Genomic DNA, 15,981 nt, shown 5'->3' with positions numbered 1-15,981 from the left:
GAAAACTGGTGGCAAAATAATATCAAGTAAAGTCCCAAAAGGAAGTAACCGGCTAAAAATAGCCCTAAGAAATGCGGCGAATGCAATTGGGAATTTAAAAGACTCCACTCCATTAAGGGATTTTTTCCAAAGAATCAGTTTTAAAAAAGGGAGGGTGTCAGCTATAAGTGCAACAGCACGAAAATTGGCCGTGATAGTATGGAATATGGTAACAAAAGGCACCAGATACATAAACCCCGAAGGCTATTTGTTTTTAGACCAAAAAAGAAAACTAGGTTTGGTCAAAAGAATTCAAAAACAAATTGATAAATTTGGACTAACTAATGCCGAACTGAACATTACAAGTACTTGATTATCAATACAAAACAAAAACGTTAGTCAGAATCCGACATTTTTGGGTCAAAAAAAGAAAACTTGCTAACGGTAGAAATACCAAAAGCGTAAAAATATTAATCGAATGAAAGCTCGATTTACTAATTGGTGCATGCAGAAATGTTAGCCCGATCAGAATCCTGGAGATGGGAGCATTGTCAAAAGAAAATTGGCGGAGCTTTAAGCTACCCCGTTCACAATATTTATTAATTCCAAAAGCATGCTCCTGATTCGATTATTTTTTAAATTATGTTTTACAAAATAGCTCAATATATTTGGGTAAGGGATTTTTTGTTCATTAACCAAATATTGGCTAAATTCGACGTAAAATCGTTAGTCACAAGTTTAAAACCGACACGAAGACAGAAATCGAAATATGGAAAAAGAACTTTTTGAAAAAGCATTTATAGTCAATTTGAATAAGAATTTTCAAAGTCGTTCTAAATATTTTGAATTTGAATTTTATGTATTCAGTGAATTAGGAGGCACTGTATTTGAAATCAACAAATGCCTAATTCTCGAATTTCACAGAGCTTCAATAACTTTGACAAATAATTTACTTGAGAGACTTTTGAAACTATCATTAATTTATGATGAAGCTGGAATTGGACCAAAACCTGTTGAAGACTGGGGAGCTACTTTTGAGGAGCCGAATAAAAAATACAGTTCAATTCCATTAGGAAACTCAATTGAGAAATGCAGGAAACTTGACTTAATAACAGAAAGTGAGAAAGTATTTCTTTTCGACACAATTCGAGAATTAATGAGAAACGGTTTCTCTCACGCAGACTCAAGTAAAATTTTAAATGGGATACCGGACGAAACGACAATGTTTCAAGGCAGTTTTTCAAACCCAACAGAAATTAAACCTGTGACAGTGAACCAAAAGATAATTCCGTTTATGCAGGCAATACATATTGAGAATTTCGCCAAAGAAAATGCTGCGAACTATTTCGACTATGTGTTTGAACTAATAAAGAAAATAGACCAACGACTAATTGACAGAGATAAAAAAACCAGCATATAACAGCACATTTGCAATAGGCGGGGTTTCGTGCTCCGCAGACAGTTTAGTGGTAGCCGAAAGTTTTGTGCTCCGCATCAACATTTGTGGTAAAAATCCCGCCCATCGCAAATCTGCAAACCGTTAGTGGCAACCTTTGCGAAACCTGCATCAAAACGAAATGGATAAATTTTATGACATATTAAAACAAGGCAAACTGACGGAAAAAGACATTGAACTTTTACAGGGAATCATTTGTGTCCAAAATGTTAAAAACAATAAGATAATTGTAGATTATGGAAAGAATTGTACAAACATCTATTTTATATTAAAAGGCGGTTTTGTAATGCAACTGTTGAAAGATGATGGTAGTGAAAAAACAATTAATTTCTTTTTAGAAGGTTTTCAACCTTTTATGACAGTTCCACAAAGTTTTTTTCGAGACGTTACAAGTAACTGCAAGTTGGTATCTATTCGAAACTCTGATGTAATTGTGCTTCCCAAGAAAGAGTTACTACAAATCTTGGAAATTAGCCCTACCATTAAAGACTTCTATCAATCACAAATTATTACAGCACTGCTCAGTGAACTTGATTTTAGAACCAAACTGCTATCATACTCGCCTAAAAATATGTACGAATTGCTCATTTCTGACTATCAAGAAGTGATACAAAACATTTCGTCCCGACATATAGCCAATTTTATTGGAATTTCGCCCGAATGGTTGAGTAATTTAAAGAAGACTCTTTAAGTCTTAAAGTTCTTTAAGGGTGTAGCAGGAAACAAGTATCTACCTTTGCAGTATTGTTTCACAAAATAAAACTGTAAAAATATGAATTGGGTAGATTTAACCGTATTGCTTAGTGGGATTGCTTGGACAATCACATATGTAGCATTGGTGTATCGTGGTATCAAAGACAAGTCGTATGGTATGCCACTTGTTCCGCTTGCATTAAACATTGCTTGGGAAGTCACTTTTTCATTGATTTATCCACCTCACGCATCAGGAGGTTTAGCGACTGTTATCAATACGGTTTGGATGATTTGCGATGTGGGTATAGTCATTACTTTCTTTTTGTATGGCTACAAATATTTTCAAAGCAGTTATAAGATTTCAAAATCAGAGTGGATAATGTTGGCAGTTGTTTCGTTTACTGCATCTTTCGGAATTATGATTGCGGGCGGTCCATTCTTCGGACAGTTTGAACCCTATTTTCATAAAGAGATTTTTGAAGGGGCAAAGTTTATCGCATTTATTCAAAATCTTATTATCTCGGTTTGTTTTGTGCTGATGTATTGGCAACGACAAAGTTCAGAAGGACAATCCTTTACCATTGCTTGGTCGAAATGGATAGGAACTTCAATTACAGTCGGACTTTCTTATCTTTTAGCAGACCATAAAGGCGAAGATGCAACTTTGATGTTCGTAATCATTTTGGCAACATTCATTTTTGATACATACTATATGCGTTTGATTTATACCCAACTCAAAAAAGAAGGAATTAATCCTTGGACAAGACTATAAACATATGACGACAACAATTTGGATTTTAAAAGGACTTATTGGAATACTGTTTGCTTTTGTAGGGAGCAACAAAATGTTTCTTTCAAAGTCAAAACTCCTTGAAAAAGGAATGAAAGGACTTATTGAACTTAATGAAAAACAAATCAAAGTTGCAGGAGGATTAGAACTATTAGGAGCGATAGGTTTAATTCTACCTTCCGCATTTAATTACTATCCCATTCTTTCTGCTCTTTCTGCATTATGTTTGGGCTTGACAATGGTGGTTGCAGGGTTAATAAATTTGAAACTTAAACTTTCCATCGTTCCAAATATCATAATATTTATAATCTGTATTTTTATAGCTTATTGGGAGATGAAATAAGGCAGCCACTAACAACTAAGGCTTCGTTCGGCACAACGTGCCTAGAATGAAGCCAATGTTGAACTTAATCTTCGGTAGTTTTTTCCTTATAAACACCTGATTTTCCGCACCTATGGGGTTTTCGTGATGTTTAACCTTGCTTTTTGAGCTTGGTCTGACACTCTGATATAAAGTTTTGTTTGGATTTGATTTTTTTATCCCATTTCTAGTCTGATTCTATAAATTTTGGGGATATTTTCCCAAACCCATTTTGACTCCTGAACCAGGTGGTTTAACTTTACACACTGTCCATTGTACAACACACTTGTAGCCCGCTTTTGTCATAGCTTTCCAAAGTTCATTGTTTGAATTTAAGAAATTGGTTGAAAATTTATTAAAAAAAAGGAAGTATTAGTACTCTGAACACAAAAAATGGCAATTCTTGTAACAAAAATGGCAATAAATGATACCAAATACATAAACCTCGAAGGCTATTTGTTTTTAGATCAAAAAAGAATACTAGGTTTGGTCAAAAGAATTCAAAACATCCCGATATTTGTCGGAAGATAAATTTGGACTGACTAATGCCGAACTGAACATTACAAGCACTTGATTATCAATACAAAATAAAAACAATAGCTGCAAATTTAGACAGACAACCAATGGAAGAAAAAAAACAAAAACTTTGGGACTATTTTATTCTTTGTGCAAGAGTTTTAATTGCTTGGACATTATTAAGGTATGGTTGGAGTAAATTGACCGATGGACAATTTGGAATTTCTGTAAAAGAAATGGCAACACCGGTAAAAGATTTAGGACTTTTTAAGCTTTCTTGGTATTTATTTGACCAAGAGCCATTCAAATCCTTTGTTGGCGTCTCACAAATAATTGCTGGACTTCTTTTACTGTATAATCGGACACTTATTTTAGGGGTATTACTTTCAATACCAATTCTCGTAAATATTTTGATTATTGACATAACTTACATAAAAATGACTGGCTTTTATTGGCGACTTTCTTACTACTTATTTTTAGACTTCTTAATTCTTTGGCACTACAAAGACAGAATGATTTTAGCGTTTAAGAATATATTTAACGGCTTGACAACTAAATTTAAATATCCGATTTGGGCATATTTAATATTACCATTTATGGCAATAGGACTTGAATTTTTGGGAGTTGTACCAAGACTATTATCAGCTTTAATATTTAACACAACAGAAACATTAAAAGGACTAAGAGAAATTCCAAACCTTATTTTAGATATAATAAAAAAAGTCAGCAGCTAACAACTAAGGCTTCGTTCGGCACAACGTAATGCGTTCAAGCATTTAGAATGAAGCCTCCCGAGAGCTTTCGGGATTGAACTTAATCTTTGGAGTAGGCCTCCCCGTAGCTTTTTCCTTATAAAAACCTGCACCTATGGGGTTTTCGTGATGTTTAGCCTTGCTTTTTGAGCGTGGTCTAAGACTCTGATATGAAGTTTTGTTTGGATTTGATGTTTTTATCCCATTTCTAGTCTGATTCTATAAATTTTGGGCATATTTTCCCTTACTCATTTTGACTCCTGAACCGGGTGGTTTAGCTTTTCACACTTTCCAATGTAAAACACACTTGTGGCCCACTTTTGACATAGCTTTCCAAAATTCTTTGTTTGAACTTAATAATTTGGGTGAAAATTTATTAAAAAAAGGAAGTATTAGTACACTGAACACAAAAAATGGCAATTCTTGTAACAAAAATGGAAATAAATGATGCCAAACACATAAACCCCTAAGGCTATTTGTTTTTAGACCAAAAAAGAAAAATAGGGTTGGTCAAAAGAATTAAGAAACATCCCGATATTTGTCGGGAGATAAATTTGGACTGACTAATGCCGAATTGAATATCACAAATACCTGATTATCAAGGTGAAGAAAAAATATTAGCTAGAACCATATCTCAACACCTAACGAAATGTAAGTTTCAATTTGCCGACATTTGCTTTTCCCCCCAACTTCGCATTTGACTAATAAACGGAATTAATTCTTTTCCTGTTTCAGTAAGTGAATATTCAACTTTGGGTGGAACCTCAGAATAAACTTTTCTATTAATTAGTTCATCAGCTTCCAGTTCTTTTAGTGTTTGGGTAAGCATTTTTGGTGTAATACCCACTATTGCCCTGTTTAATTCACCGTATCTCAATAAGCCATCCCTCAATACCCACAAAATCCGCCCTTTATATTTTCCGCCGATTCTTTGAAATGCGTAATCAACAGCACAATGTGCCTTTTGAATATTTTTTTTCATTTTTTTTAAATTTAAACCATTGATAATCAGCTTTACTATGTTTTTAGTATGTAGCTTACTTTATTGTATGTACTTGCTGCAAAGGTATTAAATACTTTTATTTGCAAAAACAATAAAGAATATAAATTATGAATGCAACTATCAAAAGAGTGCTTTATTTTCCTGTAACAAAAATTATCATCGGAATTTTCGTTCCTTTTTCTCTATTTGTCTTAATTCAAAACTTTGTATTAAAGCCATTTTTTTATAGCATTATTCAAGATAAAAATATAGCCAACCCAATTATTCATTTTATTTCCTTTCTAGTTTTACTAGCTGCGTATTACTTTTTATTTCGTTTTTATGATAAAAGAAAAATAACTGAGCTATCCACAAAATATTTGCTTAAAGAAATGTTTGGAGGGTTTTTCTTCGGGTTTTCAACTATTTCATTATCTATTTTCATTTTATACTTATTAGGGTATTATCAAGCTATTGGTATTTCAACAGCTCACTACCCAATAAAGCTTTTCACGTTTTTAATGTTTGCGGCCATAGTTGAAGACCTATTTCATAGAGGCTTAATAGTTCGTGTCTGTGAAAATTGGTTAGGTACTAATTTAACCCTTGTCATTGCAATGTTAGTAGAATTGCAACACATTTATAATCCCAATTCCAACCTTTTTAGTCTTTTTTATTATTTGATTTGGGGGTTTAGTATGGCAATGATGTTTATCTATACGAAAAGAATTTGGCTACCTTTTTTCTTCCATTTAGGTTGGAATTTTTCTCAGCCTTTTTATGGTTCAAATCTCACTGGGCTAGATAATATGGGCAGTATCATTCAATCAAAATTCAGCGGCCCTGAACTATTGACAGGGGGTGCTGTTGGAATTGAGGATTCGATTTTTACGGCATCATTTCTATTAATTATTGGTATTGTTCTTTATTATCTTGCCAAAAAAGAGGGTAAAATTGTAAAAAGCAAACTATTTAAAAGATGAATTTAAAAAATGCGTTTTTAAGTCTTGAAAAATATTTCTCACCAAAGATTATAGGCGAAGTAAATGACCAATATATTAAAGTCGTAAAAATAAAAGGGCAAGAAGTGCCTTGGCATATTCACGAAAACGAAGATGAATTATTCTACATTGCAAAAGGGACACTTTTAATGGAAATTGAAAATCAACCAGACTTAAAATTGAAAAAAGGTGACCTGTTTGTTGTAAATAAAGGAAAAAATCACAGAGTTTCCTCAGAAGAGGAATGTTTAATAATGCTTATTGAATCTAAAACCACGGAACATACAGGTAAAATAAAAACGTCAATAACAAAATCAGTAGACCAACAATTTTATTGAAATTCCAAATATTTGGATATCCGGCTTGACAATTTTTATATTTGAAATCACTCGCGTACGACAAAATAATAAAAACTCATTTTAAAAAATGAAAATCAAACCCTTTCAGGTTTTTTTAATCAATGGGGGTCTTTTTTGTTATAACACTATCACTCCTTCGGGGTAGTTGATTATCAATTGTTTATGTATTGTAAATTTAGCTTTTAATATTTACTCGGATGCAAATAATTTGAAATTATTGTTTTTAATAAAAAATTCATAGGTTTAACAAAATGCCAGCCACCAATATGGGTTTTTGTGCAAGCAGGGCTGGACGTTGAAACTTCGGCTGTTTGCATCGCTGTACTTTGATTCTGGCTGGACGGAATTCTGTTGGGCTTTTAGTCTTATCTTGTACCGCACGGGCGGCCCCGTTTTATTTCTTTATTGGGCTTCAGTTCCGGTCTGGACAAATAACAAAGCCCTGCCTTCACAAAGCCCTGAATGTTAGGTGAAATCCAGCATATAAGCCTCGCCTATTAACTTTGTATGCTAACGTGGAAGTACTTATGAAACAATCCCTTAAAAAGACACCAGATACATAAACCCCGAAGGCTATTTGTTTTTCGATCAAAAAAGAAAAATAGGATTACTCAAAAAAAATCAAAAACATCCCGATATTTGTTTGGAGATAAATTTGGACTGACTAATGCAGAATTGAATATTACAAGTATTTGACTATGAGCATTATAAAAAATTTAGACCCAATTTTTTTTAGACACTCAAAAATTAAAAACCTCTTTTCGTCATGGCCAAATTTTACATACCACTCTATTATCTACTATTTTTTGTTGCAACAAATAACTCTTATAGCCAAACGAAATATAATTGGACAGAAGCAGACCGCAAATTCTTAGTTGACAATCTTACAAGGACAAAGCTCGAAATTATTAAGGAGACCCAAAATTTAACTCCAGAACAATGGGCATTTAGGGAAGATTCTACAAAATGGACGATTGGAGAAGTGCTTGAGCACTTAGGATTGTATGAAAGGATTTTTGCTCAGGAAGCAGATATTATGCTTAGTTCAAAGCCTGACCCACTGCTTGATAGCCTATCTCTCCCAGACACCTCTTATATTAATTGGATGAACGACCCTAGTCCTCACAAAGCTGAATGGAATGCAGAGCCCTTAGGATTAATGAAAGAAATAGATAACCTTACTTTCTTCTTATTCGGAAGAAACCATATCATTGATTTCATAAATAATACAACCTATGACTTAAAAGCTCATTTTACGTATAGGTGGGGAAAAGAACAAAGAAGAAGTATACTTGCATTAATGGTTGTTCACTTTGGACATACAGACAGACATTTGCGACAAATAGATAGAATTAAAAAAGCAACGAACTTTCCAAAATAAATCTTAAGCCAACAAAAAAGTTTCGTTCGGCATCACATCATATGTTCATGCAATTAGAATAAAACCACCCGAAAACTTTCTGGATTAAATTGGACCTTTAGATTAGGTCTCTCTGCAGCTTTTACATTATATACACTTAATTTTCCGCATTTATGGGCTTTTAGTCAAATTTTGAATTCTTCTAAAGAGGGGTTAGTTACTAGTTTTGAGGTGTATTGAATGGATATGAGATTTTTATTGCTTTTTTGGGCAGTTTCGTTTATTTGTAAAAAAACATCCCTTTACCCACTTTCAATTTTGATGTAGAGAGAATGTTTTTTTCCATAAATGATAAAACTCAGGAAGCCCTTCCTTGTCAAAGTTTAGTTTAAACCTATATTTGGACTTCTCGAAATGGAGAGAAAAATTATTTAAAAATAAGTGTATCAGCTATTAGTGCAACAGCACAAAAATTGGCAGTAATAGTATGAAATATTTTAACAATGGGCACCAGATACATAAACCCCGAAGGCTATTTGTTTTTAGATCAAAAAAGAAAAATAGGATTGCTCAAAAAAAATCAAAAACAATCCCGATATTTATCGGAGGATAAATTTGGACTTACTGATGCCAAATTGAATATTACAAGTTCTTGATTATCAACGTAAAGAAAATAATCGAAAATCAGAAAGTTAAAATGAAAAATAATATAGCATCATATAAAAACAATGCAAAACATACTATTTGACTTTATATCAAAATACATTTCTCTGACAGAAGATGAGAAAAACGCCATACTTTCCTTAGATCTATTTCGATCTATTAAAAAGGGAACTATTTTACTCAAAGAAGGCCAAAAATCGAAAGATGAATATTTTGTACTAAAAGGATGCATTCGCAAATATTACCTAACAGATGGAGAAGAAAAAACTACAGCTTTTTTTACCGAAATGGAAGGTTTGACCCCTCACTGTGCAATAAGCAAAACTCCTTCAGAGTATTATATAAGTTGCATAGAAGACACTATTCTTTTAGTTTCAAATTCTGATATGGGAATAGAAATAAACAGTAAATTTCCAAAGTTTGAATTAATGTGTAGAATATTATCCGAAGAGCTTTTGGCAAAACAACAAATTGACTTCGACGAGTTTAAGACTTCTTCTCCTGAACAACGATACCTGAACTTATTACAAAAAAGACCTGACCTCATTCAACGTGTTCCCCAACACCAATTAGCGAGCTTTTTAGGTATCAAACCTCAATCTTTAAGCAGACTAAGGGCAAGAATTCTTGAAAAAAAGATTTAAGATGAATTACTTAACTTAAGTGAACGAGTTTTGATATCTCGCCAATCTATTTTTGCAGCATCATTTAGAATTTAAAAAAGATATGCAAAAGAAAAATATATGGATTGGACTTTCCTTTCTGTTAGCATGTAGTTTAACATTAAAAGCTCAATATACAAAACAAGACAGTACTTACAAAAGGTGCTTTGTAGGCAGTTCTTTATATTTGTTAGGAAATTTTGACAAAAAAGACAACCCTGAGTACGTACAATTAAATTTTGGTTATAGAGTAACTCCAAAAGATGTTATTTCTATAGATTTTAAAAGATCTGTATATTCTTGGCCAATTGGAATCCCTTTTGGGCCGTCATTTCGTAAACCAGGAGGAAACTATTCTGGGCATGCACGCATATTAGCACCTACAATAGGCTACCAGCATTTTTGGTGGAAAGGAGTCTTTACATCCGTTCATGCATTGAATGCTTTCGAAAAATATATGGATGCAGATAATAAAAAGCTTGGAAATGGATACACTTTATATCTGAACTTCCATTTGGGTTACCAGTTTAAGTTTTTTAAAAACCGTTTCTTTTTCGAACCAGCCCTTGGTTGTAGCTATTGGCCAGTTAGAACAAAAGTTCCAGAATCTTTTAAATTGGTAGAAAACAAATGGCCTAACTACTTTATTCAACCCGGGCTTAATTTTGGATTTAACTTTTAACATTCTGGTTGAGAGACATTCAATGGTACTTGAGTCTTCTGACCCTCCACATTGCCGTTTAAGGTTTTTACATATAAATGAGATGTGCATTTATGACATCTATCAAATCTGATTTTAGAATATTATTTATCAAAATGAAAAAGAAAATTTTATACTTCGCATTGACCTTAATGATGGCAAGCACACTACAAGTTAAAGCACAATATGCCCCAACAGACAGCACTTTCAAGCGGTGGTTTGTTGGGAGCTCTCTGTTTGTATTGGGCAATTTTTCAAAGACAGACAAACCTGACTTCGCTCAACTTAATTTAGGCTATCGGATTACAAGAAAAGATGTAATTTCATTAGAACTAATAACATGGAAATATGCCTGGCCACTTGGTATTAACCCATTTTTCAACAAATCATACGGAAAGCCCGAGGAGAAATTCCCAGGGTATATTCGTGAGTTTGGGTTTGGGCTTGCTTATCAAAGATATTTCTGGAAAGGTCTTTACGCTGCAGTACACGTAATGCCAATGAGGCAAACATTTGTAAATGAAAACGATGTTAAGGTGGGTAATGGTTTCCATATATTCAATTCTTATCGCGTTGGCTATCATGTCAAACTCTTTAAGGATAAGTTTTTTATACAACCTTCTCTTGGGCTTGCTGGTCGTCCGTATCATTCTAAAATGCCTGAAGGTTTTAAAGAGAAAGATGACAAATGGCCTAAATACACACCTGAACCAGGGCTTCATTTTGGATTTAATTTTTAAAATCAAAAGTTGAAAACAAATAAACTACAAAATGACCTGACAGACATCAAAGTCAGTTTGGATTTGAAGCTTGCTACACTTTGGGCGGGCTTTAAATTCACCTACTGGTTGTGGCTTATATATATTGCCTGCCATTTTAAAACGTAAAATACAAGCTAAATAAGCAAATGATAAAAAAACAAATACATTTGCAACCACACTTCGACTTGCTTGTCTAATACATCTATATGAGCACTGAAAGTAATCATTTTTCTGACAAGGTAATTGTTACGAATATCCTGAATGGAAACGTTCAAGGCTTTGCTCTTGTGGTAAAAGATACAGAAAAATTGATCACGCAAATAGTCAGAAAAATGACCACCAATGCAGATGACCAAAAAGACCTTGTTCAAGATATTTATCTTAAAGCCTATAAAAACTTACCAAACTTTAAATTCCAATCTAAATTATCCACTTGGATTGCAAACATTGCTTACAATACGACAGTAAATTATCTTCAAAAAAAGAGAATTCCTATCATCGAAATTGAAACAACGATTGCGGGTAATTTCATAGTAACCGAAAATGCAGAGGTAGAAACTATCAAAACAGAAGCATTAGAAATTCTTACCAAAGAAATAGCTAAACTTCCACCTTTGTATAAGACTTTAATTACACTTTACCATTTAGAAGAATTGCCTAATAAGGAAATAGCAGAAATCACAAATTTGCCTGAAGGAACTATAAAAAGTTACCTATCCAGAGCAAGAAAGATGCTTAAAGACAACATGAACTACCATTATTAAAATGAGGAATTATGAAAAACAACCATCTGACTGACGAAACATTGCAAGCATTTCTATTAAAAGAAACGCAAGCTGATACAGTAGCACTGCATCTTTCAGAATGTAAAGAATGTACAACAAAACTTGAATACTATCACAATTTAATAGTTGATATTACAAAAGTAGCACCAGAATCTTTTCCTTTTGAAATTACAACAATAGTGATGGACAAAATCATGCTATATGAGCAGAAAAAAAGCAATAAGCAAGAGTTCATATTTTGGCTGCTTTTGACCTTTATATTAGTCGGCATTTCATCTTTATCCATTCCATTTATCCCTAAAATCCTGACGGTGTTTTATTCAAAATCTATATTCACAACCCTTTTGATAATAGGAACGGGCTTGATTGTATTGCTATTTTTATTTGCTGACATATACCAACAATACAAAACTAAAGAGGAAAAAATATTTAAAAACAATTTGCAACCGATACTTTAATAGGCTGTCTAATAGGGTATAATTCAAAATCAAATTAGAAATGAAAAAATCAAAAATAGGTTTACTAATTTTACTGGCAACAGTTCAGGCTTTTGCACAAAACAAAACAATAACAGCCACTCAATCAAGCCCTTCGGAACCTATGACATCAGAACCGATAGCTGGAATTATACTTCCTATTTTGTTTATTATTTTTTTGGTATTTATGATCATCTCTTTGATTAAGTATTTTTTAGAATATCGTTTAAAAAACAAACTAATAGACAAAGGAATGGCGGAACAGTTATCGGCTTATTTATTAAACAAAAATGACGAAGAACAAAAGAATGAGGTTATTAAGTTGGCTATTTTATTTTGTGGCATAGGAATAGGTTTCATAATGACTTATTTGACTACCCCCATTCATATTCATTCCTTAGCTATTATGGCTTTTAGCATTGGCCTGAGTTATTTGGCTTATTTCTTCTACCTAAGAAGTTAAAACCCTCCGCTTTTATCAAACCTTGTTTTTCGCAAATTTATTTAAACTTCACAAGGTGAGGATGGAAACTCATTGCCTAAAATAGCAATTAAACTCTTTTTTTACTAAAATTTAAAAATCAAAATACAATGAAATATACAATAACATTTATAGCATTTTTATTTGCTCAAATAATGTTCGGGCAAGGAAAGAAGGTTTCCGCTACTGACAAATCAACTTTGAGTGTAGCATTCACAAAGGGAATAGAAACAAAAATTGATTCCATTTTCAACCAGGCATACCCAATCAATTCGCCCGGTGCAACTATTTTGATTGCCGAAAACGATAAGATTCTTTATAGAAAGGCTTTTGGTATGGCTAATTTAGAATTAAAAGTGCCAATGAAACCCGAAAATGTTTTGCAGTTGGCTTCTATTACCAAGCAATTTACAAGTGTATCAATTTTGATGCTTCTAGAACAAGCCAAACTCAGTCTGCAAGATCCTTTGTCGACATATATTTCAGACTACCCAAGAGGTAATGAAATTGCCATACACCATTTGCTCAATCATACCTCTGGTATCGTGAGTTACACCAATTTGCCTGAATTTAGAACTAAAACTCGGTTGGATATGACTCCCTTAGAAATTATCAGCAGTTTCAAAAACTTGTCTTTGGAATTTAACCCCGGTGAAAAGTATGAATATAGCAATTCAGGCTATGTCCTTCTGGGCTATATCATAGAAAAAATATCAGGTATGAGCTATGGGGATTTTATACAAAAAAATATCTTTGACAAACTCGGAATGAAAAATTCGTATTATGGTAATAGTTATAGAATTATTACTGATAGGGCAAATGGCTACCAATTCTATGAAGGCACCTACGAAAATCCAGAGTATATGAGCACGACTATTCCTTATGCTGCAGGTTCGTTGATGTCCACAGTTGACGATATGTTTTTGTGGAATAAAGCTATCCAAAACAACACACTTATTTCTGAAAAAAGCAAGCGATTAGCTTTTACAAATCACACCTTAACCAACGGAAAGAATAACAATTATGGGTACGGCTGGTTTATAAATGAAATTTCAGGTATAACAACTCTTGAACACACTGGAGGTATCAATGGCTTTTCCGCTTCTGGTATTTATGTGCCTGATAGAGGGATTTATGCAATCGTATTGACTAATCTTGATGATGGCAAAGGCCCTGAAACCCATAACCTCAAATCTGTATCTGTACTATTAGGTAAGCCCATAGTAGATAAAACCCCCATAAAACTTTCCGAAAAGCAGTTTAATCAGTGGGTCGGGGCTTATCAATTTGAAGATGTTATTCGATTTATTACTTACGAAAACGGTATGCTTCAGAGTAAACGTGAAGGTGGACGTCCTATAAAACTATTTCCTCTCTCAGAAAATGAATTTATGTTTGAAGACCTTTTTGCCAATTACAATTTTTCGTTAAAAGATGGCAAAAAACACGTTCTATTCGCTGACCGTATCGAAAAAAGCATTGGTACTGAAACTGACACAAAGCCAGCATCAGAAAGGGAAACCATAACTTTGGCAGAAGAAACTCTGATAAAATATGTTGGTGTTTATGAACTACAGCCGTCATTTCAGATTGAGATTGAAAAGCAAAATGACCGCATTTTTGCAAAAACGACAGGACAACCAACTGTTGAGCTTTTCGCTGAAACTGAGCATATTTTTTTAATCAAAGAGATAGATGCCCAAGTTGTTTTTAATATAGATACTAATGGTACTGTAAAAAGTCTAACTTTTTCTCAAGGAGGAAGGAAAATGGAAGGGAAGAAAATAAGGTAGTTTATACCATATTTAAACAAAAAAGAAGGTAAAAACCAAGGTTTCGTTTGGCACAATTAAGGAATTCAAACAGTTAGTTTGAAACCTCTTGAAAAATTTCGGGATTGCTAAGGACAGCTGAGTGACCTTACTAAAGTTTTTACATTAGAAAGGTTTTACGCTACTCACTATGTGGTTTTCGTCAGGTTTTTTGAATACTTTTTGAGGGAGGTTTTTACTCTGATTTACATTTTTTGATATTTCAGAAAAAGACGGATAGAAGTTATATTTTTGGAATAGAAATTAATTGAATTTCGTTTAATTCTTTTATCAAGTAGAATATTCAGATAGAATTTTATGGACCAAAAAAGACCACCCAACTCTCAAAAAAAAAACACAAAACACTACAAACCAATACATTACCCATAAATGTCAATTATTAAAATTAAGACATTTATCTGTCTTTGGATGAAAATATTGGAATTCTGAATTATAAACTTTCATTAAAAGAAAATCAGCTAAAATGGCTGATTTATAAATAAAACTCTACAGCCGAGGTTTGATTGAATTTTAAAAATAATAAAATCTAAATAATTAGTGTTAAATCAAAATAGACCGTCTCATTTTACATATTGAGACGGCCTATTTTTTTTTGAATTTTCAGGAACATCTTTCACATTCAAGATTCTTTGAGGATGCAATTGGACCTTATCAAATATGGTGTTTTTTTGACTTTTGAATACTATTACTTTACAATTTGACTTCGGGAATTTTAAAGAAAACTCCCAAAACGCTCAAAATGACAGGTGTAGCCATTCGGATTCCTTACCAAGTAATCTTGATGCTCAGGCTCAGCTGGCCAAAATGTTGCGATAGGCTCCAAAGTTGTTACGGCATCGCCATCCCATCTTTTTGATGCATTTACAATTTTGATGACCTCTTCAGCAGTCTTTTGCTCCTCTTCATTTTGTATAAAAATGGCCGATCTATAACTTGAGCCTATGTCATTTCCTTGGCGATCAACCGTAGTAGGATTGTGGATTCTGAAAAAGTAATCTAGAATCTCACGGAAAGAAGTCTCCTCGGCATCATAAGTGAGCTCAATGCCTTCGGCATGGCCGGGGTGATTGCGGTAATTAGGATGGTCGTTTTGCCCTCCTATATAGCCTACTTCGGTGTCTATGATTCCTTTTCTAACTCTAAAAAGGTCTTCCATTCCCCAGAAACAGCCACCTGCTATGTATGCTTTTTTTATGTTGCTCATTTGTTTTAGTTAAAATTTGCTCTTCAAAAGTATTGCTTTATTTCAAAAACACGAAATGGATCGTTTAGGTTTTATTTGTATCATTTGTTTTGACTAGCAGCTTGTGATTTTAAAAGGAAATTGAGGTGAATATTTTAAAGCTTTTAGTTAGGACTATTTCACAGTTTT

General features: G+C 33.3%; 18 protein-coding genes and 1 pseudogene. 17 read left to right on the top strand and 2 right to left on the bottom strand.

What is annotated here, in order from left to right:
* The 7 genes and pseudogenes from EGI22_RS14290 to EGI22_RS14260 all read left to right on the top strand — a co-directional run.
* Positions 1-352: pseudogene (locus EGI22_RS14290) on the top strand (IS110 family transposase); the annotation flags it as partial.
* 396 nt (positions 353-748) lie between these two features.
* Entirely contained in the window at positions 749-1,399 is a 651-nt protein-coding gene (locus EGI22_RS14285) for a hypothetical protein (RefSeq protein ID WP_255069140.1), read from the top strand.
* Positions 1,400-1,556: 157 nt separating this feature from the next.
* A complete protein-coding gene (locus EGI22_RS14280; protein WP_255069139.1) occupies positions 1,557-2,126 on the top strand; it encodes a Crp/Fnr family transcriptional regulator in 570 nt (189 codons plus the stop codon).
* A gap of 81 nt (positions 2,127-2,207) precedes the next feature.
* Entirely contained in the window at positions 2,208-2,900 is a 693-nt protein-coding gene (locus EGI22_RS14275) for a hypothetical protein (RefSeq protein ID WP_255069138.1), read from the top strand.
* A 4-nt stretch (positions 2,901-2,904) separates the two neighbouring features.
* The gene (locus EGI22_RS14270) at positions 2,905-3,261 is read left to right on the top strand and encodes a DoxX family protein (RefSeq protein ID WP_255069137.1); all 357 of its coding nucleotides are present in this window, start codon (positions 2,905-2,907) and stop codon (positions 3,259-3,261) included.
* 411 nt (positions 3,262-3,672) lie between these two features.
* Positions 3,673-3,810 carry a hypothetical protein gene (locus EGI22_RS14265; RefSeq protein WP_255069136.1) on the top strand — a complete coding sequence of 46 codons (138 nt, stop codon included), beginning with the start codon at positions 3,673-3,675 and terminating at the stop codon, positions 3,808-3,810.
* Between the two features lie 92 nt (positions 3,811-3,902).
* A complete protein-coding gene (locus EGI22_RS14260) occupies positions 3,903-4,529 on the top strand; it encodes a DoxX family membrane protein (RefSeq protein WP_255069135.1) in 627 nt (208 codons plus the stop codon).
* A 676-nt stretch (positions 4,530-5,205) separates the two neighbouring features.
* Here the strand turns inward: EGI22_RS14260 and EGI22_RS14255 are convergent.
* The gene (locus EGI22_RS14255; protein WP_255069134.1) at positions 5,206-5,529 is read right to left on the bottom strand and encodes a helix-turn-helix domain-containing protein; all 324 of its coding nucleotides are present in this window, start codon (positions 5,527-5,529) and stop codon (positions 5,206-5,208) included.
* A 128-nt stretch (positions 5,530-5,657) separates the two neighbouring features.
* On the opposite strand from EGI22_RS14255, the gene EGI22_RS14250 reads away from it, so the two are divergent.
* From EGI22_RS14250 to EGI22_RS14205, 10 genes are all read left to right on the top strand, one after another.
* Positions 5,658-6,512, top strand: coding sequence for a CPBP family intramembrane glutamic endopeptidase (locus EGI22_RS14250; RefSeq protein WP_255069133.1), 855 nt, complete (start codon positions 5,658-5,660; stop codon positions 6,510-6,512).
* On the top strand, positions 6,509-6,868 hold the full coding sequence (locus tag EGI22_RS14245) for a cupin domain-containing protein (protein WP_255069132.1): 360 nt from the start codon (positions 6,509-6,511) through the stop codon (positions 6,866-6,868). The genes EGI22_RS14250 and EGI22_RS14245 overlap by 4 nt, the downstream gene beginning before the upstream one ends.
* 787 nt (positions 6,869-7,655) lie before the next feature.
* Positions 7,656-8,270, top strand: coding sequence for a DinB family protein (locus tag EGI22_RS14240; protein WP_255069131.1), 615 nt, complete (start codon positions 7,656-7,658; stop codon positions 8,268-8,270).
* A gap of 707 nt (positions 8,271-8,977) precedes the next feature.
* The gene (locus EGI22_RS14235) at positions 8,978-9,556 is read left to right on the top strand and encodes a Crp/Fnr family transcriptional regulator (RefSeq protein ID WP_255069130.1); all 579 of its coding nucleotides are present in this window, start codon (positions 8,978-8,980) and stop codon (positions 9,554-9,556) included.
* An 82-nt stretch (positions 9,557-9,638) separates the two neighbouring features.
* Positions 9,639-10,256, top strand: a complete 618-nt coding sequence (locus tag EGI22_RS14230) for a hypothetical protein (RefSeq protein WP_255069129.1) — start codon at positions 9,639-9,641, stop codon at positions 10,254-10,256.
* 92 nt (positions 10,257-10,348) lie between these two features.
* Positions 10,349-11,014: a hypothetical protein gene (locus EGI22_RS14225; RefSeq protein WP_310588162.1), complete on the top strand. Its 666-nt coding sequence runs from the start codon at positions 10,349-10,351 to the stop codon at positions 11,012-11,014.
* A gap of 227 nt (positions 11,015-11,241) precedes the next feature.
* Positions 11,242-11,799, top strand: coding sequence for an RNA polymerase sigma factor (locus tag EGI22_RS14220; protein ID WP_255069128.1), 558 nt, complete (start codon positions 11,242-11,244; stop codon positions 11,797-11,799).
* An 11-nt stretch (positions 11,800-11,810) separates the two neighbouring features.
* Positions 11,811-12,278, top strand: coding sequence for a hypothetical protein (locus tag EGI22_RS14215; protein ID WP_255069127.1), 468 nt, complete (start codon positions 11,811-11,813; stop codon positions 12,276-12,278).
* A 40-nt stretch (positions 12,279-12,318) separates the two neighbouring features.
* Entirely contained in the window at positions 12,319-12,759 is a 441-nt protein-coding gene (locus tag EGI22_RS14210) for a DUF6249 domain-containing protein (protein ID WP_255069126.1), read from the top strand.
* A gap of 128 nt (positions 12,760-12,887) precedes the next feature.
* Entirely contained in the window at positions 12,888-14,570 is a 1,683-nt protein-coding gene (locus tag EGI22_RS14205; protein WP_255069125.1) for a serine hydrolase, read from the top strand.
* 751 nt (positions 14,571-15,321) lie between these two features.
* Here EGI22_RS14205 and msrA read toward each other — a convergent pair.
* Entirely contained in the window at positions 15,322-15,813 is a 492-nt protein-coding gene (msrA, locus tag EGI22_RS14200; RefSeq protein WP_255069124.1) for a peptide-methionine (S)-S-oxide reductase MsrA, read from the bottom strand.
* Positions 15,814-15,981: the final 168 nt, after the last annotated feature.

The organism is Lacihabitans sp. LS3-19, from assembly GCF_024343575.1.
Classification (GTDB): domain Bacteria; phylum Bacteroidota; class Bacteroidia; order Cytophagales; family Spirosomataceae; genus Leadbetterella.
This window is presented reverse-complemented; position numbering and strand designations above follow the sequence as displayed.

Bases quoted from the DNA above. Each gene is read 5' to 3' on its own strand.
- EGI22_RS14285 (WP_255069140.1), top strand. From the start codon at position 749: ATGGAAAAAGAACTTTTTGAAAAAGCATTTATAGTCAATTTGAATAAG.
- EGI22_RS14280 (WP_255069139.1), top strand. From the start codon at position 1,557: ATGGATAAATTTTATGACATATTAAAACAAGGCAAACTGACGGAAAAA.
- EGI22_RS14275 (WP_255069138.1), top strand. From the start codon at position 2,208: ATGAATTGGGTAGATTTAACCGTATTGCTTAGTGGGATTGCTTGGACA.
- EGI22_RS14270 (WP_255069137.1), top strand. From the start codon at position 2,905: ATGACGACAACAATTTGGATTTTAAAAGGACTTATTGGAATACTGTTT.
- EGI22_RS14265 (WP_255069136.1), top strand. From the start codon at position 3,673: ATGGCAATTCTTGTAACAAAAATGGCAATAAATGATACCAAATACATA.
- EGI22_RS14260 (WP_255069135.1), top strand. From the start codon at position 3,903: ATGGAAGAAAAAAAACAAAAACTTTGGGACTATTTTATTCTTTGTGCA.
- EGI22_RS14255 (WP_255069134.1), bottom strand. From the start codon at position 5,529: ATGAAAAAAAATATTCAAAAGGCACATTGTGCTGTTGATTACGCATTT.
- EGI22_RS14250 (WP_255069133.1), top strand. From the start codon at position 5,658: ATGAATGCAACTATCAAAAGAGTGCTTTATTTTCCTGTAACAAAAATT.
- EGI22_RS14245 (WP_255069132.1), top strand. From the start codon at position 6,509: ATGAATTTAAAAAATGCGTTTTTAAGTCTTGAAAAATATTTCTCACCA.
- EGI22_RS14240 (WP_255069131.1), top strand. From the start codon at position 7,656: ATGGCCAAATTTTACATACCACTCTATTATCTACTATTTTTTGTTGCA.
- EGI22_RS14235 (WP_255069130.1), top strand. From the start codon at position 8,978: ATGCAAAACATACTATTTGACTTTATATCAAAATACATTTCTCTGACA.
- EGI22_RS14230 (WP_255069129.1), top strand. From the start codon at position 9,639: ATGCAAAAGAAAAATATATGGATTGGACTTTCCTTTCTGTTAGCATGT.
- EGI22_RS14225 (WP_310588162.1), top strand. From the start codon at position 10,349: ATGACATCTATCAAATCTGATTTTAGAATATTATTTATCAAAATGAAA.
- EGI22_RS14220 (WP_255069128.1), top strand. From the start codon at position 11,242: ATGAGCACTGAAAGTAATCATTTTTCTGACAAGGTAATTGTTACGAAT.
- EGI22_RS14215 (WP_255069127.1), top strand. From the start codon at position 11,811: ATGAAAAACAACCATCTGACTGACGAAACATTGCAAGCATTTCTATTA.
- EGI22_RS14210 (WP_255069126.1), top strand. From the start codon at position 12,319: ATGAAAAAATCAAAAATAGGTTTACTAATTTTACTGGCAACAGTTCAG.
- EGI22_RS14205 (WP_255069125.1), top strand. From the start codon at position 12,888: ATGAAATATACAATAACATTTATAGCATTTTTATTTGCTCAAATAATG.
- msrA (WP_255069124.1), bottom strand. From the start codon at position 15,813: ATGAGCAACATAAAAAAAGCATACATAGCAGGTGGCTGTTTCTGGGGA.